Source organism: Novosphingobium sp. Fuku2-ISO-50 (assembly GCF_001519055.1).
GTDB lineage: Bacteria > Pseudomonadota > Alphaproteobacteria > Sphingomonadales > Sphingomonadaceae > Novosphingobium.
In genome coordinates this window covers 19,478-44,987 of sequence record NZ_KQ954307.1, presented here as the reverse complement: position 1 = coordinate 44,987, position 25,510 = coordinate 19,478, and the positions used below count along the sequence as shown (strand labels likewise).

The window sequence follows — 25,510 nt, the reverse complement described above, 5'->3', positions numbered from 1 at the left end:
GGGGAGCAGTCATGGGCCGAGGGGACTTGTCAGATGCGGAATGGGAACTGATCGGACCGCTTTTGCCATCCGAGCGCGGGCGTTGGGCACGACCTGCGGGCGATAACCGCCGTTTTCTCAACGGCATGCTTCACGTGCTGCGGATTGGTTGTCCCTGGCGCGACATGCACGAGCGATACGGCAAGTGGAATTCGGTCTATGTCCGGTTCCGGCGCTGGGCTGAACAAGGGGTGTGGGATGCCCTGCTGCAAACACTGGTCGATCTGGGGCTTACCGACGACTGGCAGCACATGATCGATAGCACCACGGTTCGCGGCCATGTTTCGGCAGTGGGCGGAAAAGGGGGGCTTGTGCGCAGGCTTTTGGTCGATCACGCGGCGGCTTTACGAGCAAAGTCCACGCCCGGTGTGACAATCAGGGACTCCCTATTGGCTTCATCCTGACCGGTGGCGAGGCATCGGATTATACCGCAGCTGACGACCTGATGAACTTGCCGCTACCCACGCCCAAAGGACTGCTGGCGGACAAGGGCTATGATGGCGATAGATTCCGAGAAAACCTGCTGATGCGGGGCATCCTGCCCGTCATTCCGCCCCGCTCGAACCGAAAGGTCCCAGCCCATCCGGACTACCGGCGCTATAAGGACCGCAACCGCGTCGAGCGCATGTTCGGCAAGTTGAAGCAACAGCGCCGCATCGCCACGCGCTATGACAAGACCGTCCTGTCGTTCGAGAGCTTCCTCAATCTCGCCGCAGCAAGACTATGGCTGCAATCTTTTGTCAACACGGCCTAATCGCAAATTGAATTGTGAACGGTGTCGAGCGCGCTGCGCGATTTTCATGTCGCGCAGCTTGCCCGGGTTTATGTTCAGCCCAATGAATCCGGCAAGGTATAATAGCGGCTGGTGCTGCCCAGCGTTGACTTGACCCGGTCGATCTCGTTCTTGGCGATGAGCCGCAGATGCACTTCATCCGGGCCGTCGACAAAGCGCAGTGCTCTGCCCCAACTGAAGAACCCTGCGAGCGGGGTGTCGTTGGTCAGTCCCATGGCGCCAAACACCTGAATCGCGCGGTCGATCACCTGGGTTTGCAAGCGTGCAGCGACGACCTTGATCGCCGAAACGTCGATTTTCGCTTTCTTGTTGCCGTATTTGTCCAGCATGGCCGCTGCCCGCAGCACGAGCAGGCGGGCTTGATCGATTTCGATGCGCGACTGCGCAATCCAGTCGCGAATGTTGGAATAATCCGCCAGCGCACGCCCAAAGGCGCGGCGTTCCAGCGCGCGTTCGCACATCAGGTCGAGTGCCAGTTCGCACTGGCCTATGGTGCGCATGCAATGGTGCACGCGCCCGGGCCCGAGCCGGGCCTGTGCCAGCGCAAACCCGTTCCCCTCGGTACCAAGCACGTGATCCACCGGCACGCGCACGTCGCGGAACAGGATCTCGCAATGGCCTTCGACGGCGAGGTGATGAAGGACGGGTACGTTGCGCACGATTGTCATGCCCGGCGTATCGACCGGGACGATGACCATGGAATGGCGCTTGTGGGCCGGGGCCGTGTCGGCCTCGTCGGTGACGCCCAGCACAATCATGAATTTGCAATTGGGGTGCAGGGCACCGGTAGCGAACCATTTTCGGCCATTGATGACATACCAATCCCCATCGCGGCGGATGCGCGTGGTGATGTTGGTTGCGTCCGACGACGCGACGTCTGGTTCGGTCATGCAGAAACAGGACCGGATATCGCCCTTTAGCAGCGGCACCAGCCAGCGGTCATGCTGGTCTGGCGTGGCAAACAGGTGCAGCAATTCCATGTTGCCGGTGTCTGGCGCGCTGCAGTTGAAGATCTCCGATGCCCAGGGCAGCTTGCCCATGATCTCGGCCAGCGGCGCATATTCCAGGTTGCTTGCGCGCGTTCCGGGTTCATGCGGGTGCAGCGCCGGCAGAAACAGGTTCCACAGCCCTTCGTCGCGCGCCAGTTCCTTCAGGGGCTCGATGATATCCGACGGATGGCGTCCCGCCTCGTTCTCATGAAACCACACCTGATTTTGCGGCAGGAGATACCGATCCGTGAAAGCGCTGACGCGGTTGATCAAGTCCTGCGTGCGTTCCGAGTATTCGAAATCCATCCTGAATCTCTCTTTGATCCGATGATCAATATGTGCGGTTGCTGGAAATTTCGTCGACCGCACGCTGGGCCAGTACGGTACTCAACGCGCCCACTTCGGCCGCGTTGGCGGAACTGGCATTGCCCAGACGTGCGCGGGCGGCGATGCCTTCAAAAATGACGGCGAGGCGAAACAGCGAAAAGGCAAAGTGGAACGGTTGCACGCGAGCCTTGCTCGAAGCGGTGCTGTAGTATCGTTCGAGATAGTCCTGCTCGATCGGGATGCCGAGATTTTGGTAATCCAGATCGCGCATGCCCATATGTTCCGACGTCAGCAAATGCCAACCGAGCGCGCTATAGGCCAGATCGGCAAGCGGGTGGCCGAGCGTCGAAAGTTCCCAGTCGAGAATGCCGACAACCCGGGGTTCGGTCGGGTGAAAGATCAGATTGCCGATGCGGAAATCGCCGTGCGAAACGGCCGTCTGGTCACCTGCCGGAATGTTGTCCGGCAACCACGCGATCAGATGATCGATGGCATCGGACTCGGCCTCCCTGGAGAGCTGCCATTGTTTGGTCCAGCGACCGATCTGGCGAGAGAAGTAATTGCCCGGCTTGCCAAAATCGGCAAGGCCCGCTGCTTGCCAGTCGACATTATGCAGGTCCGCCAGCGTGGTCGCCATATCCATGTACATGGCGCGTCGGTCGGCGGGAGAGACGCCCGGCAACCAGCAATCGTTGAACACCCGGCCTTCGAGGCGGTTCATGAGGTAGAACGGCGTGCCGATGATCGCGCTGTCGTCGCAATAGAGCACGGTTTCGGGCACTTTGAGCCCGACCGGGTGAAGCGCGCTCATGACCCGGAATTCGCGGTCGATGGCGTGGGCCGATGGCAATGCGTTGGGCGGCTTTTTGCGCAGAACCATGCGGCGATCGCCATAGGACACGAAAAAGGTCGGATTGGATTGCCCCCCCGCAATCGGTTCGACTGTGAGGGGGGCGGCGAGGCCGGAAATCCTGTCGCGCAAATAAGTGTCCAGTTGCTCGCCCGGCAAGCCGGCAAGAGAATGACCCACGTTTGGTTCCTTTCCTGCGCAATCGGCATGGTTTGAAAGCCGGGCGTCCGTTTGCCCGACCTGTCACTGTCCCTTGCCGATGGTTGGTTGCATTTCTTTAATCGATCAAATAACAGATGTCCAGCGCGCTGCAACGGTGCGCGTGACCGCGACGTTTCGCCCGCGAACTCGTCGCATGCAAAGCTGTTTGGGGCAAGGTTGCTCGCGGGTTGCCATGCCGGGGCGTGGTCCTTTGGCTGAGGAATGATCATGGACAATGTCGCAAGTACTTTTGGTGAAGCCCTGGCAATCCATGCCGCGCATCAACCCGCCGCCATCGCGCTGCGGTTCGGCGCCGCAGCCACCGACTATGCCACGTTTGACCGCCACGCCACGCAGATTGCCAATGCCTTGCTCGCCACAGCGGCGCCTGCGGGCAGCCGCATTGCTTATATCGGCAAGAACAGCGACCTGGCCATCGAACTTGCACTGGGTGTCGCACGGGCAGGAATGGTGTTCGTGCCGATCATCTGGCGGCTGACTGCTGCGGAAATCGAGGTTATTCTGCGCGACTGCGGCCCGGTGGCGCTGTTTGTCGAACCAGGATTTGTCGATCGCGTGCCCGGGGGAGGGGAGGCGCCGGCCACCATCGTACTGATGGGCGATGACGGCGGTGATCCGGCCTGGCCGCACTTTACCCGGTGGCGCGATGCAGCACCTGCAACGCGCGTGCCGGTTGTTGTGCAGGCCGATGACGTGGTCTTGCAACTCTATACGTCCGGCACGACGGGCCAGCCCAAGGGCGTGATGCTGAGCCACGCCAACGCCACCGGCATCCGGAGTGCCCTGCGGGCCGCGAACTTGCCCTGGCTGTTCCCCGCTGCGCCCGAGACCATTCTGGTGGCCATGCCTTATGGCCACATTGGCGGCGTCGGCGGTGTCCTGCTTGCGACGCTGGACGGTTCCGAAATGGTAATTCAACCGGAATTCAACGCAGGCGCCTTCCTTGAGGCGATCGAAGTCAACCGGATCAGGCGGCTGTTTCTGGTTCCGGCGGCGCTGAAGATACTGTTGGAGCATCCCAGGGCCGCAGTGACGGATTTCTCGTCGCTGGAATATTTCTCTTACGGATCAAGCCCGATACCGCTCGATTTGTTGCACCAGGGCCTGGAAGCGCTGAAATGCAGCTTTATCCAGCTCTATGGACTGACCGAGAGTTGGGGCACTGCGACCGCGCTGCCGCCCGAGGATCACCACCCGGACCGGCTGCGGGTCATGGCTTCGGCGGGCAAGGCCGTGCCGGGCGTGGAACTGCGGATTGTCGACGAGGCCGGAACGCCGCTGCCGTCGGGCACGATCGGCGAAATCCTGATCCGATCGCCTTCGACCATGAAAGGATACTGGAACCGCCCCGAAGATACCGCCCATGCCGTGCTGCCCGGCGGCTGGCTGCGCACCGGCGATGCCGGGTTGCTGGATGCGGAAGGCTATCTGTTCATCCAGGACCGCATGAAGGACATGATCATCACCGGGGCAGAGAACGTCTATCCGGCCGAAGTGGAAAGCGCGATCTATGGCCACGCCGATGTCGCGGATGTCGCCGTGATCGGCGTGCCCGACGATCGCTGGGGTGAAGCGGTCAAGGCAATTGTCGTGCTCAAGCCCGGCAGAATGCCCGATCCGGCATCGGTGATTGCCTTTGCGCGCACCCGGATCGCCGGGTTCAAATGCCCAAAATCCATCGATTTCGTCGAGACTTTGCCGCGTAATCCGGCCGGAAAGATCCTGCGCCGGGCCTTGCGCGAACCCTATTGGGCGGGACGCGAACGAGGCGTCAATTGATCCGGGCGGACAGCCAAAGCCGGATTTTAGCGTTCAGTGGAGATCAAGTGATGCGTCAATTTACCGAAGAGCAGACCATGTTTCGCGAATCCTATCGCCGTTTTCTGGCCGAAGAGATCGCGCCGCACATGCCGGCGTGGCGCGAGGCCGGCATCATCGATCGCGGCGCCTATAAAAAGGCCGGCGATCGGGGATTCCTGATGGTGTGGCCAGAGGAAAAATATGGCGGCCTGGGCGACGAGGATTTCCGCTATGAACAGGTCATCATCGAAGAGACCTGCCGGGCCGGGTGCGGCGAATTTTACGCGACGCTGCACAGCCGTCTGGTCGGGCCTTATTTCAAGCGCTTTGGTACAGCCGAACAACGTGACCGGTTTTTGCCGCGCTGCGTGAGCGGCGACACGATCCTGGCCATTGCCATGACCGAGCCCGATGCGGGGTCCGACCTTGCCGGCATGCGCAGCACTGCCGAGGACAAGGGCGATCATTTCCTGCTCAACGGTTCAAAAACATATATCTCCAACGGTATCAACGGCGATGTCGTGATCGTCGCGGCCAAGTTGGCCGGTGCCGAAAAGAAGCACGCGCTGGTCTTGCTGATCGTTGAGCGCGGCATGGAAGGGTTTGAACGCGGCCGCAATCTCGACAAGATGGGGCAGCACGCCCAGGATACGGCAGAGCTGTTTTTCCGCGACGTCAAAGTGCCCAAGGCGAACGTGCTGGGTGAACCCGGTCAGGGCTTTTACTATCTGATGGAAGGTCTTGCCGAGGAACGCCTGATCTCTGCGGTCGGTGCGGCCATCAATGCGCGGCGTGCGTTTGACATCACGCGGGATTTTGTAACCGCGCGCAAACTTTTTGGCAAAGCGCTTGCCGAGCAGCAGAACACGCAATTCCGGATGGCGGAAATGGATGCGGAAATCGACCTGGTGCAGACTTATGTCGATCATCTGGTTTCCGAACACAACGCCGGGCGCCTGACCAGCATCCAGGGCGCCAAGGCCAAGATGCTGGCGACAGAGATCGAATGGAAAATGGTCGATCTGGGCGTGCAGTTGCATGGCGGCGCCGGGTATATGAACGAATACCCGATCTGCGGGATGTTTACCAATGCCCGCATCAACCGCATTCTGGCGGGAAGCTCGGAAGTCATGCGCCTGATCATCGGGCGCGACGTCTTTTCGCAGAACTATCAAAGCATCCTGTCCTGAGGGTGGGACTAGTGGTCCGATTCTGACATTTGCATCCGTTATCGGCGAGGTGGTACGCAAATGTCAGAATCTTTTCGGACCACTAGAAGTTTTTGATTCTAGTGGATTTTTCGTTTTTGACATTTGCGGTCGTAGATCCGGATGGCGGGATGCAAATGTCAAAAACAATCCACTAGACGCTGGCCACGGTTGTGGGGAGCCGCAGACCAGCGGCTGCCGAGAATATATTTAATCGTGCAAATAAGATGGTGCAGCGGGCCGCGATCCGCCATGGATGCGCCTTGACTCGTTTTATTTAGTCGAATAATGAATTTTTTTTGCGATAAAGAGCTATTCCTTGGGAGGGAAGATTTCGATGGCCAATTTTATCAGTCGTCCTGTGATTTGTGCGTTTCTGACGGGCGTTTCCGGTGCAGCGTTGATTGCAACGCCGGCTCGGGCCGAGGAGGCGCAGGCCGCGTCGCCGACGGCAGGCGGTGTCCAGGAAATCATCGTTACGGCGCAGCGTCGCTCGCAGAACGTGCAGGATGTCCCGATCTCGGTCACAGTCGCAAACAGCGAAATGCTGGCCGTGGAGCATGTGACCAATATTCAGAATATCGAGGCGCTTTCTCCCAGCATCACCTATGTTGATGCCAACAGCCCCGCCAGCACGCCAAATCTTCAGATTCGCGGGATTGGCACAACCGGTCCGGCGCGGACATTCGAAGGCGCCGTTGGTGTGTTTGTCGATGGCGTCTATCGCTCGCGGTCGGGTGAAGCCCTGACTGACTTCCTGGATGTTGACAGCCTGCAGATTCTGAAAGGGCCGCAAGGAACGCTGTTCGGCAAGAATACGACCGGCGGCGCCATTTTGGTGAAAAGCGTCGAGCCGAGCACGACGGATTACAAGGGCAACTTTGAGGCGGGATACGGCAATTACAATGCCTATACGCTGCGCGCGGCGGTCAATGTGCCTGTGTCGGACAAGATTGCGATCCGCGTCTCGGCCGTCAGCGTCGGTCATGATGGCTATATCAGCACCCCGAACGGCGGCAATCTCAACAACAAGGCCAATCTGGGCTTCAAGGTTCAGCTGCTGCTCAAACCAACCGAAGACCTGTCGATCAAGGTGATTGCCGACTATGCGCGAGAGCGGGACAATTGCTGCTATGGCACGGTGAACATCATTCCCGGTCCGCTCGGCCCGCTGGTCAATGCGCTTACGCTCGCCAACGGCCTGACGCCTGCTTCGACCAACATCAACGACCGGCAAGGCAATGCGACGCCGAATGCCAACAACCGCATTGATGACGGCGGGGTATCGCTGCACATCGACTATACCCTTGGCGACGGGACGCTCAGCTCGGTCACTGCGCTGCGCCGGTACAAAGTCCTGCAGTTGAATGAAGACGCCGATTTTTCGGGTATCAGCGTGCTCAATCTGGATGAAGGGTTCACTTCGAAATTCTTCTCTCAGGAATTGACTTATAATGGTCATCTGAGCGGTGCGATCAAGGCGGACTATGTCTTTGGTGCGTTTTACTCGCACGAAACCGATACTGACTTCCGCAATTTGCGGTGGGGTTCTCAGGCTCAGATGTTCTGGGACGCGCTGTTGGGGGCGGCCGGCGTGCCGGCGGGAACCGCGGACGCCGCGCCCGGCCTGTTTGGCAGCGAAAACATGCTCGGAACGTCCAATTCCTATGCCGCATACAGCCACTGGGACTTCAAGTTCTCCGACGCGTTCGACCTGATTGCCGGTGCCCGCTATTCGCGCGAGGAAAAAACCGGGCAATTCGCCGAAACCTATTTTCGCGATCCCCTGCTTGACCCGCTCGCGCTGGTCGGCGTGATGCCCGGCATCGGATATAACCAGTCGGTGGTGAACCAGGCCGTCAGCGGAACTGTCGGCGTGCAGTATCGTCCGGCAACGGGCGTGATGACGTATCTGACCTATAATCGTGGTTTCAAGGCGGGCGGCGTCAATATCGACGTGAACGCGGCGGGCATTCCCGGCAGCGTCGTGTTTGGCAGCCCCGGCGTCAGCCAGAGCCCGGTCTACGCACCGGAAACCGTCGATGCCTTCGAGGCCGGGATCAAGGCGGATTGGCTGGGCAAAAAGGCGCGCACCAACATCGCCGTGTTCTATGACAGCCTGCACAGCCTCCAGGTCGCCGAATTCGTCGGCCTGCAGTACCTGATTGCCAATGCGCCCAGCGCCAAGGTCGCCGGCGCCGAATTCGAACAGACTTTCAAGCTTGGCCACGGCTTCACATTCTCGGCGGCGGGGACTTACCTGCCGGAAGCCAAGTTCGGGACGACCAGCGTGCTGGGCTACCCGTTGTCCGGGCGCAGAATGGTTGAAGCAGCCCACTTTGCCGGCAATGTTGCGCTGTTCGGCTTTACCCCGGTCAGCAATGACTGGGCCGTTACCTCGCGGATCCAGGCGCAGTATTCGGGTTCGGTCTATGTCGGGAATGACAATGACATCACCCAGGGTCCGGTGACATTGGTCAATGTCAGCCTGGGCCTTGCTTCGCTCAAGAACGGTTTGCAGATCGAGGCTTACGCCGAAAACCTGCTCAATCGCGCTTATGTTACCGGTGCCTTCGGCGTGCCGATTGAAACCGGCAGCTACAACGCGTTCCTCGGTGCGCCGAGGACTTACGGGGTGAGGGCGCGCTTCAGCTTCTGAGGCATGGGCAGGTCGGGCGTCGGCATCCGGCGGCGCCCGACCGCACCCGCGTTGCGCGCAATTCTTTGCGTCGGAACCGGCAGAAAAACGGGGACAATGCTGCACAACCCGCGATAGATACTGCGCATTGCCCAAAATTCTGCTCTAAATGCGCGGATGAAATCCCCACTAGCCAAACGAGCCAAACGGCCCAAACCCTCTGACGCTGCGCCCAGGGCTTGTGCCGGGAGCGGTCGTCATGAAATTCTTGTCGCGGCGCTCAACGCCTTTGCACGCGATACGTTCGGTGGCGCCTCGCTGCCTGACATAGCCCGCCAGGCCGGCGTCGGCACACCCTTGATCCACTATCATTTCGGAACCAAGGAAAAGCTGTGGAAGGCGACGGTCGCCTATGCGTTTGATGAACTGGTGCGGCCGCTCCATGCGATTGCGGCCGCTTCCCGCGACCTTCAGCCTGTCGATGGGTTGCGCTTGTTGTGCCGAACGCTGATCCAGTTTGCGTCCGAATATCCCGAACATGTGCTGGTGCTGATCAACGAGGCGCGGACGCCGGGCGAACGCCTGGAATGGGTGATCGAGAATCACCTTCGCATCATTCATGGCCATTTTGACAGGATGATCGAACGCGCCGTCGCGGCCGGTCAGATAAAGGCCATTCCGGCGGTGCATCTGACCAACATCATCATTCAATCGATCGTGTATTTTTACCCGTCTGTGCCGTTGATTTCGAATTTGTACGGCGTTGACCGCCAAGACAGCGAAACGTTTTCGTCACACGGGGATTGGATAATCGAAGTTATTTTTCGTGGTATTCAAACGGCACCTGGATCGTAGTTACGAGTGCCAAAATGGTTTGTGCAGCATCGCGCAACCGGTCGTTTGCGCGATGCTGCAACAGGTTGGGATCAGGGTTCAAGCCCGCAAAGCCCTCGGCCATAGGCTTCGAACACGCTTGAGGGATGTTGTGCGGCATGCAGCGAACCGGTGCGCACGTCGCGCCAGATGCGGTTCAGCGGGTGCGAACTGGACATCATCGATGCACCCGCCGCCTCGGCCAGCAGATCAACGCCTTGCCAGGCCAGCATCGAGGTAAGGCCGGCATCCCGGCGCATGCGCAGAAAGTCCTCCGGCACGAACGGCGACCGGTTGTGCACTTTGTCATGGATATAGGTGAAGGTGGATTTCGCCAGCAGCTTGGCGGCATCGATCTTGGCCGTCGCTTCTCCGAGCGCGAGATGGGTGCAAGGCGCCTTGGCTGAATCGGGATAGCGGCTATGCAGAATGGGCCGCCCGTGAACCTTGCTCATGAAGATGTCGAGGGCCGCTTCACACCCCCCCAGCATGGGCAGTTCCAGGATGATCGTCGCCGCGTGAAACGGCAGATGATACAATTCGTCCTCATAGGGGTGGACGGTCGATCCGCCCGCGCCATGCGACAAGGGCACGATGTGGTCGGTCGGGATGAACACGTTGTGCAATTCAACCGTTGAACTGCCACTGCCGCGCACACCGATCGTGTCCCAGTCGTCAAGAATTTTGACGTCAGAGATCGGCACCAGGGCCAATCCGGTGTCAACGACGTTTCCGCTGTCATCGGTCAGCGGGATGGTAACAATGTCCCAGCCCGCGTGATAAATACCTGAATTGAAACGCCAGATACCGTATTCCACCAGCTTTCCGCCGGGGGCATCGCGAACGATGCATCTTTGCGGGTTGAGCACGCAACTGCCTCTTGAATTTGGCGAGTTGAACACTTTGTCCTGCAGAAATTCAGGAAAAATCCAGCCCACCATCCAGGCGTTGGTGTTGATCAGATTGACCGTCCAGGCCACCGACACATCGGCGCGGCCCAGTTCAACGATCACATCCATATAGTCATACAGCGGCATCTGCAGGCCGCCGTAACGGCGCGGTGTCAGCAATTTGAAAAAGCCGCCGGCCTCCAGATCGGCGACGGTTTCGTCCGGCAGCCGACAGATGCGGTCGGTTTCCGGTATCCGTGATCTGAACGTTTCTCGCAGTGCCCGGGCGCGATCAAGCACCGATGGGGAAGTCGCGCGGGTCAATTCTGCGACGGAATTGTGTGCCATCAGTCCATTCCTCCGATCCTGGTTTGCCATTTAATATTGATGTTAAACGATAAAATCTAAAATGTTGGGGCGGCCATCGAGCTGTGATTTATGACTGACTTATATATCAGGACAATTGATTGAAAAGTCAGTATCGCTATGGTGGTCCATCGTCAATCGCGCAAATGGCAGCGCATGCGGCCGATGCGCCCTGGCGACCCGTAGGGCGCAAAATCATCACGCGAGAAATGCAGTCAGGAAAACTGATTGACTTGTCAGTACGCCTGTCTTACCGATTTGGGCAAGGTTAGGTTTTCGCTGAAATAACCAGGGTGGATGTCATGGCAGTTCGGAGTCTGGGGTACTGGGGAATTGAAGTTTCTGATCCGGCCGCTTGGCGCCATTTTCTCGTCGACCAGATCGGCCTGATCGAGGGCGGCAAGGGCGCCGATGGCGCCGACGTCTATCGCAGCGATGCCTATGCGTCGCGGGTGCGGATTTACCAGGGACCGGCTGACGATGTGACAGTTACCGGCTGGGAAGTTGCCGGGGCCGATGCATTGCGCGAAATCGCCGACGCCTTGAGCGCGGGCGGCTATGACGCGCAGCCCGGCGGCGAAGCGCTGGCCCGGGCGCGTCAGGTTGAAGACCTGATCGTGGTCGACGATCCCGACGGCATTCGTGTGGAGATTTTCTGGGGAGCGGAACGTGCGCGGCGCCCGTTCGCCTCAGCCGTCACGCCCGGTGGATTTGTGACGGGTGAGGATGGCGTCGGTCATTTCGTGATCCTGGCCCGCAACCAGGCGCGCACCCTGCATTTCTATCAGGATCTGTTGGGCCTGAAGCTGAGCGATTACATTCGCCTTGGTCATCCGGACGGTTCGTCTTCGCATCTGACGTTCATGCACGCAAATGCACGCCACCACTCGCTGGCGTTCGGCGAAGTGCCTTTCGCGCCTAAGCGCAAGGTGCAGCATATCTCGTTCCAGACCGAGGAAATGTCCGATGTGGGGTTTGCGCTCGATCGCTTTGGCGCCGAGCAGACCCCGTTGGCCATGACGATCGGCCATCATCCCAATTGCGGAACCTTCTCCTTCTACGTCCGCTCTCCGTCGGGGATCGATGTGGAACTGGGCTGGGGTTCGCGTGAAGTCGATGATGCAACCTGGGTGCCCAAAACCTATTCGCAACTGAGCGATTGGGGCCATCAGGTGCAACTGCCGCTGGTCGAGCCCGCCGACGCCTGATCCGATCGAACTGCCGTAAAATCATTTTCCAGCGATCGGACAGACAATGCCGAACCCGACCCTCTATCATTTCTCCGGTTCCACTTGCTCGCAAAAGGTCCGCATGGTCCTGGCCGAAAAGGGTGTGGAGTTCATTTCCCGGGAAATCGACCTTACCAAAGGTGAACAGCACGCACCGGAATACGTGGTGTTGAATGCGGATCACGTCGTTCCGACCCTGGTGGCCGATGGCGAAGTGCTGGTTGAATCGACGTTGATTTGCGAATTCATCGATGATCGTTATCCCGGATCGCCGCTGCGTTCCGCCGATCCGCATCAACGATACCGTGCGGCCGCGCTGGTGAATTTCCTCGATACGCGCCTGCATGGCAAAGTGACCGGGGTGTTGACGCATGCGCTGCTTACCCGCGCCGCGATGAGCCAGCGCACGGTCGATCAGGTTGCGGCCTATCTTGCGGCAATTCCTGATCCGGCGGAACGCGGGTTGCGGACCAGCCTGCTGACGCATGGCGCCCAGGCACCCGAAATTCCGGGCGCGATTGACGCTCTGGCGCGCTATTTCCATCGACTGGAACAGCATCTTGCCGTGTATCCGTGGCTGTCGGGCGATGCGTTCGGCATCGCCGATGCGACTGTGCTGCCTTATGTCGTGCGGTTTCGCGAATTGCGTTTTGAATCGTTCTGGAACGAGGGCGCCCGCCCGGCGGTCGAGCACTGGCTCGATCGGGCGGTGACGCGTCCGTCCTTCGATCGGGCGTTCACCGATTGGTCTTCGGCGCCTCTGGTTGCCGCTTTTGGCGCAATTGGTGGCGCTGCGGCCCCGGTGGTGGACCCGCTGATCAAGGCTGCCACGCGCGCTGCCGGCTAGGGCCTGATCTGCATAGGGCAAGCGGCCGGGCCGGCCAATTGCCGCGCGGCCTGCCGTTCCGATCAACCAAGACAGGCAGAACACCATGGACCTTTGCTTCCTCAATCCGCTGACCAACAGGCTGTGCCTGTCATGACCGAGGCGGTGCTGCACCATATTGTCGGCGGAACGTTCGTCGGCAGCGCGCAAACGCGGATCAATCAGAACCCTTCGGATCTGTCCGACATCATCGGGCAATCGGCCGAGGCGGACCCGTCCGTCGTGCAAGATGCGATCGGCGCCGCGCGCCACGCTTTTCCCACATGGAGCCGGACCACACCGCAATTCAGATCGGACATTCTCGACCGTGCGGGATCGCTGATCCTCGACCGGCGTATGGAACTGGGACTTTTGCTGGCACGCGAAGAGGGCAAGATCCTGCCTGAAGCGATCGGCGAAGTCGTTCGTGCCGGGCAGATCTTCAAATTCTTTGCCGGGGAAGCCTTGCGCCTTCACGGCGAATTGCTCGCGTCCATACGCGCGGGCGTGGATGTGGAAATCAGCCGGGAGCCGGTAGGCGTCATTGGCCTGATCACACCGTGGAATTTTCCGATCGCCATTCCAGCCTGGAAAATGGCGCCGGCGCTGGCGTTCGGCAATTGCTGCATCCTCAAGCCGGCTGAATTGACGCCGGCCAGCGCCTACGCGCTGGTTGCGATCTTGCGCGAAGCGGGCCTTCCCGACGGAGTCGCCAATCTGGTGATGGGCCGTGGTTCGGATCTTGGTCCGGTGCTGCTTGAATCGCCCGATGTGGATGCCATCAGCTTTACCGGATCGGTCGCCGTCGGTCGCGGTATTGCTGCGCGCTGCGCGCAAGTGGGCAAACGGGTGCAGTGCGAGATGGGCGGCAAAAACCCGCAAGTGATTCTGGACGACGCCGATCTCGATGTGGCGGTTGCGCTTGCGCTCAACAGTGCGTTTTTTTCCACCGGGCAGCGGTGCACCGCTGCGTCGAGGCTGATTGTCAGCGCCGCCATTCACGACACTTTTGTCGACCGGCTTGGCTGCGAGATGCTGGCGCTGCACGTGGGCAATGCGCTGGCCCCCCAGACCCGGATCGGGCCGGTGGTTGACGCGCGGCAGTTGCAACAGGACCTCGATTACATCGCGATCGCCCGATCAGAAGGTGCCGATGTTGTCGGCGGCGCACGGTTGAGTCGGGAAACCGAGGGCTTCTTTCTTCAGCCAGCGCTGTTGTTGAACACCACCAGCGCCATGCGCATTAATCAGGAAGAGATTTTCGGCCCGATCGCTTCGGTGATCAGGGTGGACGACGACGACGAAGCTGTCGCGGTCGCCAACGGCGTTCGGTTCGGTCTTTCCGCGGGTGTGTGCACCACTTCGCTTGCCAGAGCGCGCAGGTTCAAACGGGACCTTGAGGCGGGGATGGTCATGGTCAACCTGCCGACGGCCGGGGTGGATTATCACGTTCCGTTCGGGGGGCGAAAGGCATCCAGCATCGGCCCGCGCGAGCAGGGAACGCATGCCCGCGATTTCTACACCATCACCAAGACGACTTATCTTGGTTGACCAGTCACACTGCACGGACAGGAGCATTCATGACCATTTCTGCGATAACCGAGCAGGCGATCGTCACAGACGAGAGCGCTGGTGCCGCCCCGGCATTCCGCGTTGACGGCGGCGCGGCGGTCGTCCGCGTGCTCAAGGCAGCGGGCATCGATACGATTTTTCTGCTGCACGGCGGTCACATCGACACCATCCTGCTCGCTGCCGAGCGCGAGGGGATCAGGCTGATCGACACGCGCCACGAGGCGGTCACGGGCTATGCCGCCGATGCGTATATGCGCATGACCGGCAAGCTTGCGGTCAGCCTCTGCACGGCGGGGCCGGGCTATACCAATGTCCTGACCGCGATTACCAGCGCCTGGCTTGACCGCATTCCGGTGCTGTTCCTTGCCGGTGCGCCGCCGTTGCGCGATGTCGAAAAGAACGTGCTGCAAGGCGGCATTGACCAGGTTGCCCTGGCCAAGCCGATCACCAAGTGGGCCGGCAGGGCGACGTCTGCCGAAACGGCCGTCCGGCTTACCGCGCATGCCATTCGCACTGCGTTGTCCGGCGTCCCGGGGCCGGTCTTTCTGGAATTGCCGATCGACATTCTCTATGACGATGCCGAAGACATTGCGGTGAGTCCGGCGCTCGTCCAGCGCGCGGCACAACCGGCGCCCGACAAGGCCGCGCTGGATCGGGCGCTCGAATTGCTGCGCAAGGCGGAACGGCCGGTCATCATGGCGGGGACCGGCGCGGTCCTGTCGCAATCGGGTGAAGCGCTGCAGCGGTTCGCCGAACGCGCCGGCATACCCGTGTTCACCAATGTGAAGGCAGCCGGGCTGTTTCCCCAGCACCACCCGCTGGCCTGCGGCATGTTTTCCGACATTGGCCGGTCAGGCCTGAAGCCGGATGTGGTGCTGTTGTTCGGCGCGCGGACGGGCATGTACACTGGCGGCGGATATGGCGTCATTCCGCGCACGGCGACCCTGATCCAGGTCGATGTCGACGAACGCGAAATGGGCCGCGAACGGCCGGCAACCGTGGGCATTGTTGCCGACTGCCGCCAGACTGCAGAAGCTTTGGCCGATGCCGACATTGACTGGCCGGATCGCAGCCGGTTTGCGGTTGAGGCCAAAGCAGCGCGCCGTTGGATCGAAGCGCGCTATGCCAACTTGCGCAACCGTGTCGATGCACCGGTGCACCCGTTTCAGGTCGTCGACAGCTTGCGCGAATTCGTGACCAGCGATGTGCTCGTCATCAGCGATGGCGGTGATACCAGCGGCTGGTGCGAAATCGGGCTGGCCGATCTGGCGGCGGCGCCGGGATCCTATGCCTCGGTCGGCTATCTGGGCAATCTCGGCATGCATCAGGGCTGGGCGATCGCGGCGCAGTTGGCGCACCCGGACAAGCGCGTCGTGTGCCTGACCGGGGATGGCTCGATCGGGTTCCAGATCATGGAATTTGATACCTATGTCCGTCACGGCCTGCCGATCGTCACGATTGTCCTGAACAATGCGTCGTGGGGTATGAGCATATCAGGACAGCACGCGATGTGGAGCGGCAAGGACATTGCCGTGCGGCTGGTCCCCACGCGCTATGACCTGATTGCACAAGCGTGTGGCGGGCATGGCGAACTGGTTACCGATCCCGCCGACCTGAAGGCGGCTTATGCACGCGCGCTGGCGTCGGGCAAGCCGGCCTGCGTCAACGTGATGATGGCCACCGATGCGTCGATCATGTCGCCACGGACCGAGGCGATGATCTCGCCAAGCGCGGCCAACGACGTGATCATGCCCTATTACGACAATCTCAAAAAATAAGTCTTTTGAACGAGACTTTACGGGGAACCCAAACATGGATCTGCAACTGTCTGGAAAGCGCGCCGTGGTATTCGGCGGCACGCGGGGGATTGGCCTGGCTGTCGTCGAGGCGCTGGTCGCAGAAGGCGCGCATGTCGCACTGTGCGCCCGCGATGGCGGTGCCGTGCGCGCCGTCGTCGATCGGCTGTCCGCGCAATCGGCCTCGGTCGAGGGGGACAGTGTCGACGTCACCGATCGCGCCGCCGTCGAAGCCTGGCTGGGCTCACTCGCAGCCGGCGGAGGCGTCGACGTCGCCTTGCTGTGCGTCAGCGCGCAGGCGACCGGGACGACTGATGCAGACTGGGATCAGGCGATCGACATCGACCTTCGCGGCACGATCAAGGTGATCGAGGCTGTGCTCCCCCATCTGGAACAGGCGGCCGGGCGCAACGGCGATGCCGCGCTGGTGCATATTTCCACGACTGCGGTCGCAGAGCCGGTGTTTACTGCGCCCTATGGCCCGCTGAAGGCAGCTATTGCCCACTTCTGCAAGTCCAGGGCGCGTGAAGTCGCCGCCAAGCGCGTGCGGATCAACACGGTTTCACCGGGCATGGTTTATTTCGAGGGCGGCATCTGGCAAAAGGTCGAACACTTCGCGGCGGACCGGTTCAAACAGGCACTCGCTCGCAATCCGACCGGACGTATGGCCACCCCGGCGGAAGTGGCCGACGCGGTGATCTTTCTTGCCAGCCCCAGGTCGTCCTTCACCACTGGCGCCAATCTGACCGTGGATGGCGGTCTGACTCAAAGCGTCCAATTCTAAAGGTGTGTGTCCCGGGGGTTGCCCCGCAAGCGTCAGTTGCGGTTTTTGATGCGCCAACCGTCCTTGCCGGTCTCGACGATATCGCCATGATGGGTGATGCGATCGAATAGCGCGGTGGCCAAACTCGACTATGCGCCGTTGCCCTCGCCATGGCCGAACTTATCCGGTCGGGACCAGATCCGCGACGCAATCATGCTGGCGCCGGGTCACCGCTGCTCCGTTCCCCGGCTTGCCCCGGTCGCTGCAATTCGCCATGCCGTCATACTTGAAGCGCTTCAAGTTTGGTTGCCATCATGTCCGCTGAACCTATCGATGTGATTGTTATCGGCGCTGGCGTCGTTGGCCTTGGCGCGGCACGCCGCTTTGCGCTGGCGGGGCAAAGCGTCATGGTGCTCGAAAAGGCCACCAGCTTTGGCATGGAAACGAGCGCGCGCAACAGCGAGGTCATTCATGCCGGGATCTACTACCAACCTGGCACGTTGAAGGCGCGGCTATGCGTTGAAGGGCGCGCCGCGCTTTACGCATTCTGCCGGAACCGGGGCGTTCCCCACCGTTCTTGCGGCAAGCTGATCGTCGCCGCCGGCCCTGCGCAGATTGCGGAACTGGCCAGGATCAAGGTCAATGCCGAAACTTGCGGGGTCACGAACCTCGTCTGGCTGGACAAGGCAGAGGTCGGCGCGCTCGAGCCTGACATTCGCTGTGACCGGGCGCTGTTCTCGCCTTCCACCGGGATCATTGATTCCCATGCCTATATGCTGGCGCTGCTGGGCGAAGCAGAGGTCCATGGCGCCAGCCTCGTTTGCAACACCGAGGTGACTGGCCTGAAGCGGGAACGGCCTGGTTGGCTGGTCAGTATTGCCGGCGAGCAAGCTCCCGTGGTTTGCGCCCGCACCGTCATCAATTGCGCGGGGCTGCATGCCGGGCAAATAGCGAACATGGTCGACGAACTGCCCTCCACTCATCGCCCTCGCTTGCGCTATGCCAGGGGCTGCTATTTCACTTACGGCGCGAAAACGCGGTTTCGTCACCTGATCTATCCGGTGCCCGAGCCGGGCGGCCTTGGCACGCATCTGACGCTTGATATGGCAGGGCAGGCCCGCTTTGGACCCGATGTCGAATGGGTCGATGTCATCGATTATGTGGTGGCGGCAAACCGGCGCGACAAATTTGGCAAGGCGGTGCAGCAATTCTGGCCAGAGGTGGACCCGACACAGCTTCAGCCGGCCTATGCCGGTATCAGGCCAAAGCTGTCGGGACCGGGCGAGCCTCCTGCCGATTTTCGTATCGATGGCCCAACTGACCATGGCGTGCCGGGGCTGTTCAACCTGTTCGGCATCGAATCGCCTGGCCTTACCAGTTCGCTGGCACTTGCCGACCATGTCTTTGCCAAGTGGGAAATGAGCCAATGACCCGCGATCTGGGCAGTTACGATTATATCATCGTTGGCGCGGGGTCGGCAGGCTGTGTTCTGGCCAATCGCCTCAGCGCCTGTGGCCGACACCGCGTGCCGCTGCTCGAAGCCGGGGGGCAAGATGCTGGGCGGATACAGCTCGATCAGCGGGCTGATCTCCAACGTCGCGTATGAGCCGTTTGGGGCTGGGGGCTCTCGTCCATGATTTGATGATCGATGTTTGGTGAGATGCACGACAACCTGCGGGGAGATGTTAACGCCGATGCTTCGCGCGTGCGTGGCGCTGGTAAAATCGTTGGGGTCAACCTTGCGACTTGCGAAATTCGACCAAGCGCTAGCCATGTGATTGCGATTTATAGCCCTGCCAAGCCAACCTCGGCAGAGGCTTGCTTGAGTGACACCCGCCGAGTCTGCTTAAGGACGAGCGTGTCGTCTTTAAAGGGCTTGGGGCGACCCCGCCGCGGATGTGCCGCTGCCCAGATCGACGCCAGCGTCAATTGCCGTGAATCCAGCTTGGGATAACCAGCCAGAACTTCCTCTTCGCTCACCCCTTCGTCGAGCATTGAGGCGATGAGGCGGACCGGAATGCGCGTACCCTTGAAGACCGGCTCACCGCCCATCACGGCTTTTTGCTGCACGACAATGGCCTCGGCCTGTTCCAGATCCTGAGTGCGAGAAGCGATCTGTTTGCGCGCTTCGGCCACGTCGATGATGAGCAGGTCGTCGGCACGCACCTGAGATGCTTCGGGTTGCAGCCTGATGGCCTCGAACAATCGCTCACGGCGCTCCTGCGAGAGAATGCTCCCGACCTGCGACCAGAGCTTGAGTTGCAGCAGTCCGTCGGCTGACACCGAACGCTGACGGGATTGCAACCCGGATCGCGCGGTGCGGCGCACGGCCATCACGATCTGCTTGTCGATCGCGTTGTTGACCGCCTTGACGGCGATATCGGCGACAGCGGCAGCCTCTGCGGGCGAGTACAGGCGGGCGGCTTGCATAAACATTCTCCTTGAAGAGAATATATATCAAGCGTTCAAAAAAGTAAAGCTACGCGCTTCGGCTTGGTTGAACGTGCCCCACCCCGGTAGCGAGGATCGGTTGCGACCAGCGCAGCCGAAAGAATTCGGCCTCAGTCAGGCTTCGTCGATCAACCGCTGGATTTTGCCGATGGGCGTGTCATCTATGGGCCGGATGGTTTCCCCACAGCTCGGGCATTCGACGGTTCGCTGAAGGCGCATAGACTTGTAACTCACGTTGAGTTCATGCCCGCAGACAGGGCAGTCGGTCTGGGCCAGTATGTCGTCCAGTTCATGCGCCATGCTTGCATAATACCGCACAAAACGCGGCGAGCCAAGTGCTGACCGCGTGCCATGCGACCGCGGCTATCCCACCCTGACACTGGCAAGATCAGCCCATCTGGTGGTGAAACTGGGAGACAGATTGTCCTGCCTCATGCGCCAATCCTGATCCTTGCCAGCCAAACCCAGCTTGATGCTGCCGCGTCCAAATTTTGCGTTGATCTGGTCCATCGCGGTCATCAGCCCATCATCCAGATTGGCGACGACATCAAACAGGGATGACGGGGCGGCCCCTTTGGCGGACAGGTCGAGCAGCAGAATTCCAGCCTTCTTCCACGTAAATCCTTCGCGCCAAATGCGCTCCAAAATACGGGTCGCAGCACCAGTGATAGTTCTTGCGTCCGATGTGGGCTGGGCAAAGCTGACTGACCCCGACAGCGATTTCTGCGCGGCATTTGGATTGAATGGGTCAGTTCTGATGAAAATCTGCATGGCCCCGGCGACCTGATCGGCAGACCGGACCTTTTCTGCCGCCCGTTCGGCAAATTGCATCAACGCATCATGGACCTGAGATTTGTCGGTGACGGTGGCGCCAAAGCTGCGTGAACAGCATGTGGTTTGCTTAGGCTGCGGCTGATCCTCAAGAGCATGGCAGACGTAGCCGCGCAATTCGTGGGCAGTTCTCAGCCCAACAACCCCCATCTTCTGCCGGATCCAGCCATCTTGGGCGTGCGCAAAATCATGGGCGGTCACCATGCCTCGCTCTTCCAGCATCTGTGACCAGCGACGGCCAACACCCCAAACATCGCCAATGGGTGTTTTTCGAAGCGCAGCATCAATCCATTCCGGGTGATGGGCAAGATCGATGACGCCGCCCGCCTTGGTCGATTTTTTGGCCAGTCGGTTGGCCAGTTTCGCCAGTGTCTTTGTCCCCCCAACGCCGATGGACACCGGAATTCCGGTCCATTGATACGTGTCCCGACGCAAGCTGCTGCACCACGCTGTCAGGTCTGGCACACCGAGATTGTCCAGATCGAGGAAGCATTCATCGATGCTGTAGACCTCGTGGCTCGGGGCATTTGATCCCAGCATCGTCATGACGCGTTCGGATATGTCGCCATAGAGGGCGTAGTTGGACGAGCAGACGGCAACGCTATGCTCTTCCACAAGATCACGGATTTTGAAAAGGGGAGCGCCCATGCCGATGCCGATGGTTTTGGCTTCCTGCGAGCGAGCAATCACGCACCCATCGTTGTTGGACAGGACCACCACCGGCAGGTTTTTGAGGTTCGGGCGGAACAGCCGCTCACACGAGGCATAAAAATTGTTGCAATCCACAAGGGCGAAGGTTGCCATCAGCGTCCACAGTGCCGCCGGATGCTATGGGTCACCACACCCCAGATTTCACAGCCGGATTCGTCCAGAGGTATGGCTGGGAAGTTCGTGTTCTCCGGGACCAGCAGCCACGCATCCGCCGATTGCCGAAGCCGTTTGACGGTCAGTTCGCCGTGAATTGAGGCGATCACAATGTCGTCGGACTTCGCGGTGATCCCTCTGTCGATAATAAGCAGGTCTCCATCAAAGATACCCGCATCACGCATGGATTCCCCGGACGCCCTGACGAAGAAAGTTGCCGACGGTCGGCGAATCAAATGCTCATTGAGATCGAGCTTACCTTCGATGTGATCATCTGCCGGCGACGGAAACCCCGCCGGAACGCTGGAGGAGAAGGCGTTGAGCAGCAGCTTTGAGGGAGCGTCGGGCAATCGCAGGATAGGGTCTGTTTGGATTTTCATTATGGAACATACAAAGAACGATCTGTCGTGATTCGTCAACCGTCGCGCGCACCAGCAGCTTGCTTGGGACATGGCATGCATTCGTAAAGGTCGGGCCTCGGACGTCTGGTTCGAGGCCGATCTATATTCTGCCGTCGGCGGAAATCCTGCATCAGGGAGAGAGGAGGAGGAAAAATTGGGGCGAGGCCCCCTGGGAGATAAAAGCGTCCCATGATCCGGGCCTCGGAATTGGTCCGGAGACCCTTCATGCAGACCACCACGATTGCGCATGCCAAGCTGCGCCTGTCCGAAAGCAATGTCCGCAAGGCCAATGGCACCGCCGGCCTTGAGGCACTGGCTGCCAGCATCGCCGAACATGGGCTGTTGCAACCACTGATCGTCAGCCCCTCATCGGGCAAGAAGACCCTCTTTGATGTCCACGCGGGCGGCCGGCGCTGGCGCGCGATCGGCCTGTTGATCGAGCGTGGCGTCTTGCCCAAGGATTACGCCATCGACGTGCGCTTGTGCGAAAATGAGGACGCCGCCTCCCGCGAGATCAGCCTGGCTGAAAACCTCATCCGTGAAGCGATGACCCCGGCAGACGAGGCGCGGGCCTATAAGGATATCATCGCCGGCGGCACTGACGCGGAGGCCGTGGCCCGCCGTTTCGGCGTTACGGTCCGCCATGTCCAAGGCCGGCTGCGCCTCGCTGACCTTGGAGAGCCGATCTTTGCCGCGCTGGCCGAGGGCGAGATCACGCTCGACGTTGCGATGGCCTATGGCTCGACCGGCGACCGCGAACGCCAGCTAGCCGCCTGGGAGCGACTGTCGACGAGTTGGCAGGGCGACAATCCGCAGGCGATCCGCCGCGCCATCGCCGAAGAAGCGCTGTCGGCTGACCATCCGATCGCCCGCTTCGTCGGCGAGGTGGAATATTTGGCCTGCGGCGGTCGTATCGAGCGCGACCTGTTCGCGGACGAAGGGGAAGGCCAGTGGCTTGATGGCGATCTCGCCATGGATCTGGCGACCAAGAAGCTGGCGTTTGAAGCGGAGGTTGCCGAACTCGGCAGCAAGCTGGCCTGGGTCAAGCCGACCCTTGCCACACATGTCACCTACGACGACACCAAGGAGCTTCACGCTTACTGGCCCCGGCGCGCCGAACCCAGCGCTGAAGCTGTGGCCCGGATGGACGAGATTTCGGATCGCATGACCGAAATTGCCGAAATCATCGACGGACCCGAGGATGGCGACGATGTCGAGGCGCTTGAGGCCGAATATAACGCGCTCGATGCCGAGCATGACCGGCTTGCCGATACCGAACTGCTGATCCCCGAGGACGACAAGCCCGCTGTCGGCACCTTCCTGGTGCTGGGCAAGGATGGTCAGCCGCGCCTCCTCGAAACCTACTACACCACAGCCAAGCCGTCCCGTCGCAGCAGCAGCGATGGTGAAATGGTCGGAAGTCCTGATGCGGAAGGCGACGAACCCGCACCGACGGCCAGCCTGCCGCGTTCGCTCGAGGAACAGATGGCCAAGGATCGCCGCGATGTGCTGGCGCTGCATATCGCCCACGATCCGGCGCTGGCGCTCGATCTGGCGATCTTTGCGCTGGCCCGCGATCACGCGGGGCATTTCGGATATGGCGACACCGGCTGTACTATCCGCATCGCTGACCGGAACGAGCCTTCGGGTCTCAGCGGAATTCCCGCCAGCTCGGCGGTAACCGACCTTGAAGGCCTGCGAGCCGCTTTGCCCAATGATTGGGCCAGCGAGGAGGACAGCTTCGCCTCCTTCCTCGCCTTCCGCGCATTGGCTGATGACGTGAAGGCGGGTTGGCTTGCCTACGCGGTGAGCCAGAGTCTCAAGGCGAGCCTCACCAGCGGCACCCATGCCTTGGCCTTCCAGACCCGGCTTGGTGCCGAGATCGGCATCGAGATGGCCCAGCACTGGCGGCCGGGTGCGGAAAACTTCTTCGACCGGATCAAGAAGGCTCAGATCCTCGGCATCCTTGGGCAATTCGATGCCGAAATCGCCCTGCGCTATGCGACGGCGAAGAAGGCCGAACTGGCCACGGCTGCTGCGCGCCTGTGTGCGGGCGACACCATCATCGAGCCGGAGATCAAGGCCAAGGCCCTTGCCTGGGTTCCTGCCGTGATGCGTTTCGATGGTTTCCCGAGCTTGCTCGAAGGCACCGAAGGGGTGGACGCTGCGGCACCCGATGAAGCGGATGATCGCCTGCAGGACGACGAGGAAGCGGCGCACGAAGCCGCCAATCAGAATGACGCCGGCGTCCCGACTGCCGAGGCCGCCTGATATCTTAAGCAACCTGCTTGTGGGGGCTGGTTTTGGCCAGCTCCCGCAACACTTGCCTGCTCCGCTTTCGCTCCTGCGCCAAAGGCAAAGGAGGATTCCCTCGCGTGAGCACAGGCTCGGACAAAGAGGAAACATCCCCATGAAGCCACGTCACGACATTTACGCCACCGTCACCGACCAGATTGTCGCGGCCATCGAGGCCGGGGCTGGAAATTGGCGAATGCCCTGGCACCATTCCGGCGCGCCTGTCATGCGCCCGACCAGCGTCGCCGGGCGCCGCTATTCCGGCATCAATCGCCTGGTCCTGTGGGCCACGGCTGACGCCTGTGGCTATGCCTCGGGCACTTGGGCGACTTATCAGCAGTGGCAAACCAGCGGCGCGCAGGTCCGCAAAGGACAGGTCGGCACCCATGTCATCCTCTGGAAGAAGGTCGAACGCGGCGACGCTGCGGCACATGTTGGTGCCGATGGCGAGGGCAAGGCGCGGTTCTTCGCGCGCAGCTTCGTCGTCTTCAACCGCGATCAGGTCGATGGCGCTGAGGACGCGCCCGAAAAAGATGTGGCGCCGGTCAGCACTTCGATCGGCGATGCCCTGGCCTTCCTCGAAGGCGTCGGTGTGCTGGTCGAGTACGGGCTGCACGATGCCTATTACCGGGCCGATCTCGACAAGGTCTTCATGCCCGAGCGCATGGCTTTCGACCATGATCTCGATCTGGTGTCCACACTCGCACATGAGGTCACGCAAGTGGACATGTAAGCAGGCTAAATCGTGAGACGCTGCGCGAATACCACAAGGAACGCAGCATTCGCGCGAGGGAAGAACTCGTGGCTGAACTCGGCGCATCCTATTTGATGGCTGATCTGGGGCTGGCCTATACGCCTCGGTCCGACCATGCCGCATACCTTGCCAGTTGGCTGGCGCTTCGCCATGATCCCAAGGCCATTTTCACCGCTGCTGCTCACGCACAGGCGGCAGCCGACTGGATCCACAGCGCCCACAAGACTGCGGTGCAGCCGCTGCCACTAGCGGCGTGAGTGGTGCGATGGAGGGTATCCCATCCTCGCCGGAGGGTGCGCAGGTTGCCCTGCGTGACTTGCGCGCTGTCGCACCCGACACCTGGTTTGCGGCCTATACGGGGTTCGTTGCCGAGATCCGGCGTGAGGTGCGACAGGACATGCGGTCATTTGATTCTATCCACCGCTGGCGCGGCTGGGCTGGCCGCGTGCTGCTGCGCAATCCCTATGCCGATATCGGAATCACCACTGACCAGGGCCTGGCGGTGGTCTGGATCGGTGAGCGCATCGACCGCGATTACCGCATCCGCTGCGAATGGACTGACGTTTCCGGCGCAGCGCAGCGATGGCTCACCGACATCGCGCCCACCTTCGATGCCGTCACTGCGCGCCTTGGCTGCACGCCCGATCTGCCAGACCGCGCGTGTGAGCCTCGCTGGCTAGAAGCCGCCTGACCT

23 protein-coding genes and 1 pseudogene are annotated in these 25,510 nt (G+C 60.7%); 16 read left to right on the top strand and 8 right to left on the bottom strand.

Annotated features, from left to right (window positions below):
- Positions 1 to 11 precede the first annotated feature (11 nt).
- Positions 12 to 793: pseudogene (locus AQZ50_RS21300) on the top strand (IS5 family transposase).
- A gap of 74 nt (positions 794 to 867) precedes the next feature.
- Here AQZ50_RS21300 and AQZ50_RS18985 read toward each other — a convergent pair.
- On the bottom strand, positions 868 to 2,190 hold the full coding sequence (locus AQZ50_RS18985) for an acyl-CoA dehydrogenase family protein (protein ID WP_231730418.1): 1,323 nt from the start codon (positions 2,188 to 2,190) through the stop codon (positions 868 to 870).
- Positions 2,153 to 3,178, bottom strand: a complete 1,026-nt coding sequence (locus AQZ50_RS18980; protein ID WP_067748951.1) for a phosphotransferase family protein — start codon at positions 3,176 to 3,178, stop codon at positions 2,153 to 2,155. The genes AQZ50_RS18985 and AQZ50_RS18980 overlap by 38 nt, the downstream gene beginning before the upstream one ends.
- 249 nt (positions 3,179 to 3,427) lie before the next feature.
- Here AQZ50_RS18980 and AQZ50_RS18975 point away from each other — a divergent pair, with 249 nt between their 5' ends.
- The 4 genes from AQZ50_RS18975 to AQZ50_RS18960 all read left to right on the top strand — a co-directional run bounded on the left by AQZ50_RS18975 (position 3,428) and on the right by AQZ50_RS18960 (position 9,721).
- Entirely contained in the window at positions 3,428 to 4,999 is a 1,572-nt protein-coding gene (locus tag AQZ50_RS18975; RefSeq protein ID WP_067748973.1) for a long-chain-fatty-acid--CoA ligase, read from the top strand.
- 50 nt (positions 5,000 to 5,049) lie between these two features.
- Positions 5,050 to 6,210: an acyl-CoA dehydrogenase family protein gene (locus AQZ50_RS18970; RefSeq protein WP_067748948.1), complete on the top strand. Its 1,161-nt coding sequence runs from the start codon at positions 5,050 to 5,052 to the stop codon at positions 6,208 to 6,210.
- 355 nt (positions 6,211 to 6,565) lie between these two features.
- Positions 6,566 to 8,887: a TonB-dependent receptor gene (locus tag AQZ50_RS18965; RefSeq protein WP_067748939.1), complete on the top strand. Its 2,322-nt coding sequence runs from the start codon at positions 6,566 to 6,568 to the stop codon at positions 8,885 to 8,887.
- A gap of 156 nt (positions 8,888 to 9,043) precedes the next feature.
- Positions 9,044 to 9,721, top strand: a complete 678-nt coding sequence (locus AQZ50_RS18960) for a TetR/AcrR family transcriptional regulator (RefSeq protein ID WP_082703810.1) — start codon at positions 9,044 to 9,046, stop codon at positions 9,719 to 9,721.
- A 71-nt stretch (positions 9,722 to 9,792) separates the two neighbouring features.
- Here AQZ50_RS18960 and AQZ50_RS18955 read toward each other — a convergent pair whose 3' ends face one another.
- The gene (locus AQZ50_RS18955; protein WP_067748932.1) at positions 9,793 to 10,977 is read right to left on the bottom strand and encodes an acyl-CoA dehydrogenase family protein; all 1,185 of its coding nucleotides are present in this window, start codon (positions 10,975 to 10,977) and stop codon (positions 9,793 to 9,795) included.
- Between the two features lie 320 nt (positions 10,978 to 11,297).
- Here AQZ50_RS18955 and AQZ50_RS18950 point away from each other — a divergent pair, with 320 nt between their 5' ends.
- The 5 genes from AQZ50_RS18950 (at position 11,298) to AQZ50_RS18930 (ending at position 17,241) form a co-directional block, all read left to right on the top strand.
- A complete protein-coding gene (locus tag AQZ50_RS18950; RefSeq protein WP_067748929.1) occupies positions 11,298 to 12,203 on the top strand; it encodes a VOC family protein in 906 nt (301 codons plus the stop codon).
- A gap of 46 nt (positions 12,204 to 12,249) precedes the next feature.
- The gene (locus AQZ50_RS18945; protein WP_082703808.1) at positions 12,250 to 13,071 is read left to right on the top strand and encodes a glutathione S-transferase family protein; all 822 of its coding nucleotides are present in this window, start codon (positions 12,250 to 12,252) and stop codon (positions 13,069 to 13,071) included.
- 132 nt (positions 13,072 to 13,203) lie between these two features.
- The gene (locus AQZ50_RS18940) at positions 13,204 to 14,640 is read left to right on the top strand and encodes an aldehyde dehydrogenase family protein (RefSeq protein ID WP_067748924.1); all 1,437 of its coding nucleotides are present in this window, start codon (positions 13,204 to 13,206) and stop codon (positions 14,638 to 14,640) included.
- Between the two features lie 29 nt (positions 14,641 to 14,669).
- Entirely contained in the window at positions 14,670 to 16,439 is a 1,770-nt protein-coding gene (locus tag AQZ50_RS18935; RefSeq protein ID WP_067748922.1) for a thiamine pyrophosphate-binding protein, read from the top strand.
- Positions 16,440 to 16,473: 34 nt separating this feature from the next.
- Positions 16,474 to 17,241: an SDR family NAD(P)-dependent oxidoreductase gene (locus AQZ50_RS18930; RefSeq protein WP_067748919.1), complete on the top strand. Its 768-nt coding sequence runs from the start codon at positions 16,474 to 16,476 to the stop codon at positions 17,239 to 17,241.
- Positions 17,242 to 17,273: 32 nt separating this feature from the next.
- On the opposite strand, the gene AQZ50_RS21065 is transcribed toward AQZ50_RS18930, so the two are convergent.
- Positions 17,274 to 17,363 (bottom strand): ATP-binding protein, encoded by a 90-nt coding sequence (locus AQZ50_RS21065; protein ID WP_304437935.1) that lies wholly within the window; start codon positions 17,361 to 17,363, stop codon positions 17,274 to 17,276.
- A gap of 171 nt (positions 17,364 to 17,534) precedes the next feature.
- Between AQZ50_RS21065 and AQZ50_RS18925 the strand changes: the two genes are divergently transcribed.
- Both AQZ50_RS18925 and AQZ50_RS18920 read left to right on the top strand, forming a co-directional pair.
- Positions 17,535 to 18,650 (top strand): NAD(P)/FAD-dependent oxidoreductase, encoded by a 1,116-nt coding sequence (locus AQZ50_RS18925; RefSeq protein WP_067748970.1) that lies wholly within the window; start codon positions 17,535 to 17,537, stop codon positions 18,648 to 18,650.
- Positions 18,647 to 18,826, top strand: a complete 180-nt coding sequence (locus AQZ50_RS18920; RefSeq protein ID WP_067748916.1) for an NAD(P)-binding protein — start codon at positions 18,647 to 18,649, stop codon at positions 18,824 to 18,826. Before AQZ50_RS18925 ends, AQZ50_RS18920 begins: the two co-directional genes overlap by 4 nt.
- A 179-nt stretch (positions 18,827 to 19,005) precedes the next feature.
- Here AQZ50_RS18920 and AQZ50_RS18915 read toward each other — a convergent pair whose 3' ends face one another.
- The 4 genes from AQZ50_RS18915 to AQZ50_RS18900 all read right to left on the bottom strand — a co-directional run bounded on the left by AQZ50_RS18915 (position 19,006) and on the right by AQZ50_RS18900 (position 21,746).
- Positions 19,006 to 19,650: a DUF433 domain-containing protein gene (locus AQZ50_RS18915; RefSeq protein ID WP_067748967.1), complete on the bottom strand. Its 645-nt coding sequence runs from the start codon at positions 19,648 to 19,650 to the stop codon at positions 19,006 to 19,008.
- 135 nt (positions 19,651 to 19,785) lie between these two features.
- A complete protein-coding gene (locus AQZ50_RS21060) occupies positions 19,786 to 19,971 on the bottom strand; it encodes a hypothetical protein (protein WP_067748913.1) in 186 nt (61 codons plus the stop codon).
- Positions 19,972 to 20,034: 63 nt separating this feature from the next.
- Positions 20,035 to 21,306, bottom strand: coding sequence for a Y-family DNA polymerase (locus AQZ50_RS18905; protein ID WP_067748910.1), 1,272 nt, complete (start codon positions 21,304 to 21,306; stop codon positions 20,035 to 20,037).
- Positions 21,306 to 21,746, bottom strand: a complete 441-nt coding sequence (locus tag AQZ50_RS18900) for a LexA family protein (protein ID WP_067748907.1) — start codon at positions 21,744 to 21,746, stop codon at positions 21,306 to 21,308. Before AQZ50_RS18900 ends, AQZ50_RS18905 begins: the two co-directional genes overlap by 1 nt.
- Before the next feature lie 210 nt (positions 21,747 to 21,956).
- Here AQZ50_RS18900 and AQZ50_RS18895 point away from each other — a divergent pair, with 210 nt between their 5' ends.
- The 4 genes from AQZ50_RS18895 to AQZ50_RS18880 all read left to right on the top strand — a co-directional run bounded on the left by AQZ50_RS18895 (position 21,957) and on the right by AQZ50_RS18880 (position 25,507).
- Positions 21,957 to 24,038, top strand: a complete 2,082-nt coding sequence (locus AQZ50_RS18895) for a ParB/RepB/Spo0J family partition protein (protein ID WP_369801442.1) — start codon at positions 21,957 to 21,959, stop codon at positions 24,036 to 24,038.
- A gap of 139 nt (positions 24,039 to 24,177) precedes the next feature.
- Entirely contained in the window at positions 24,178 to 24,795 is a 618-nt protein-coding gene (locus AQZ50_RS18890) for an ArdC-like ssDNA-binding domain-containing protein (RefSeq protein WP_067748902.1), read from the top strand.
- Positions 24,796 to 24,815: 20 nt separating this feature from the next.
- A complete protein-coding gene (locus AQZ50_RS21295; protein ID WP_197412561.1) occupies positions 24,816 to 25,073 on the top strand; it encodes a zincin-like metallopeptidase domain-containing protein in 258 nt (85 codons plus the stop codon).
- Positions 25,074 to 25,081: 8 nt separating this feature from the next.
- The gene (locus tag AQZ50_RS18880) at positions 25,082 to 25,507 is read left to right on the top strand and encodes a hypothetical protein (RefSeq protein ID WP_067748896.1); all 426 of its coding nucleotides are present in this window, start codon (positions 25,082 to 25,084) and stop codon (positions 25,505 to 25,507) included.
- Positions 25,508 to 25,510: the final 3 nt, after the last annotated feature.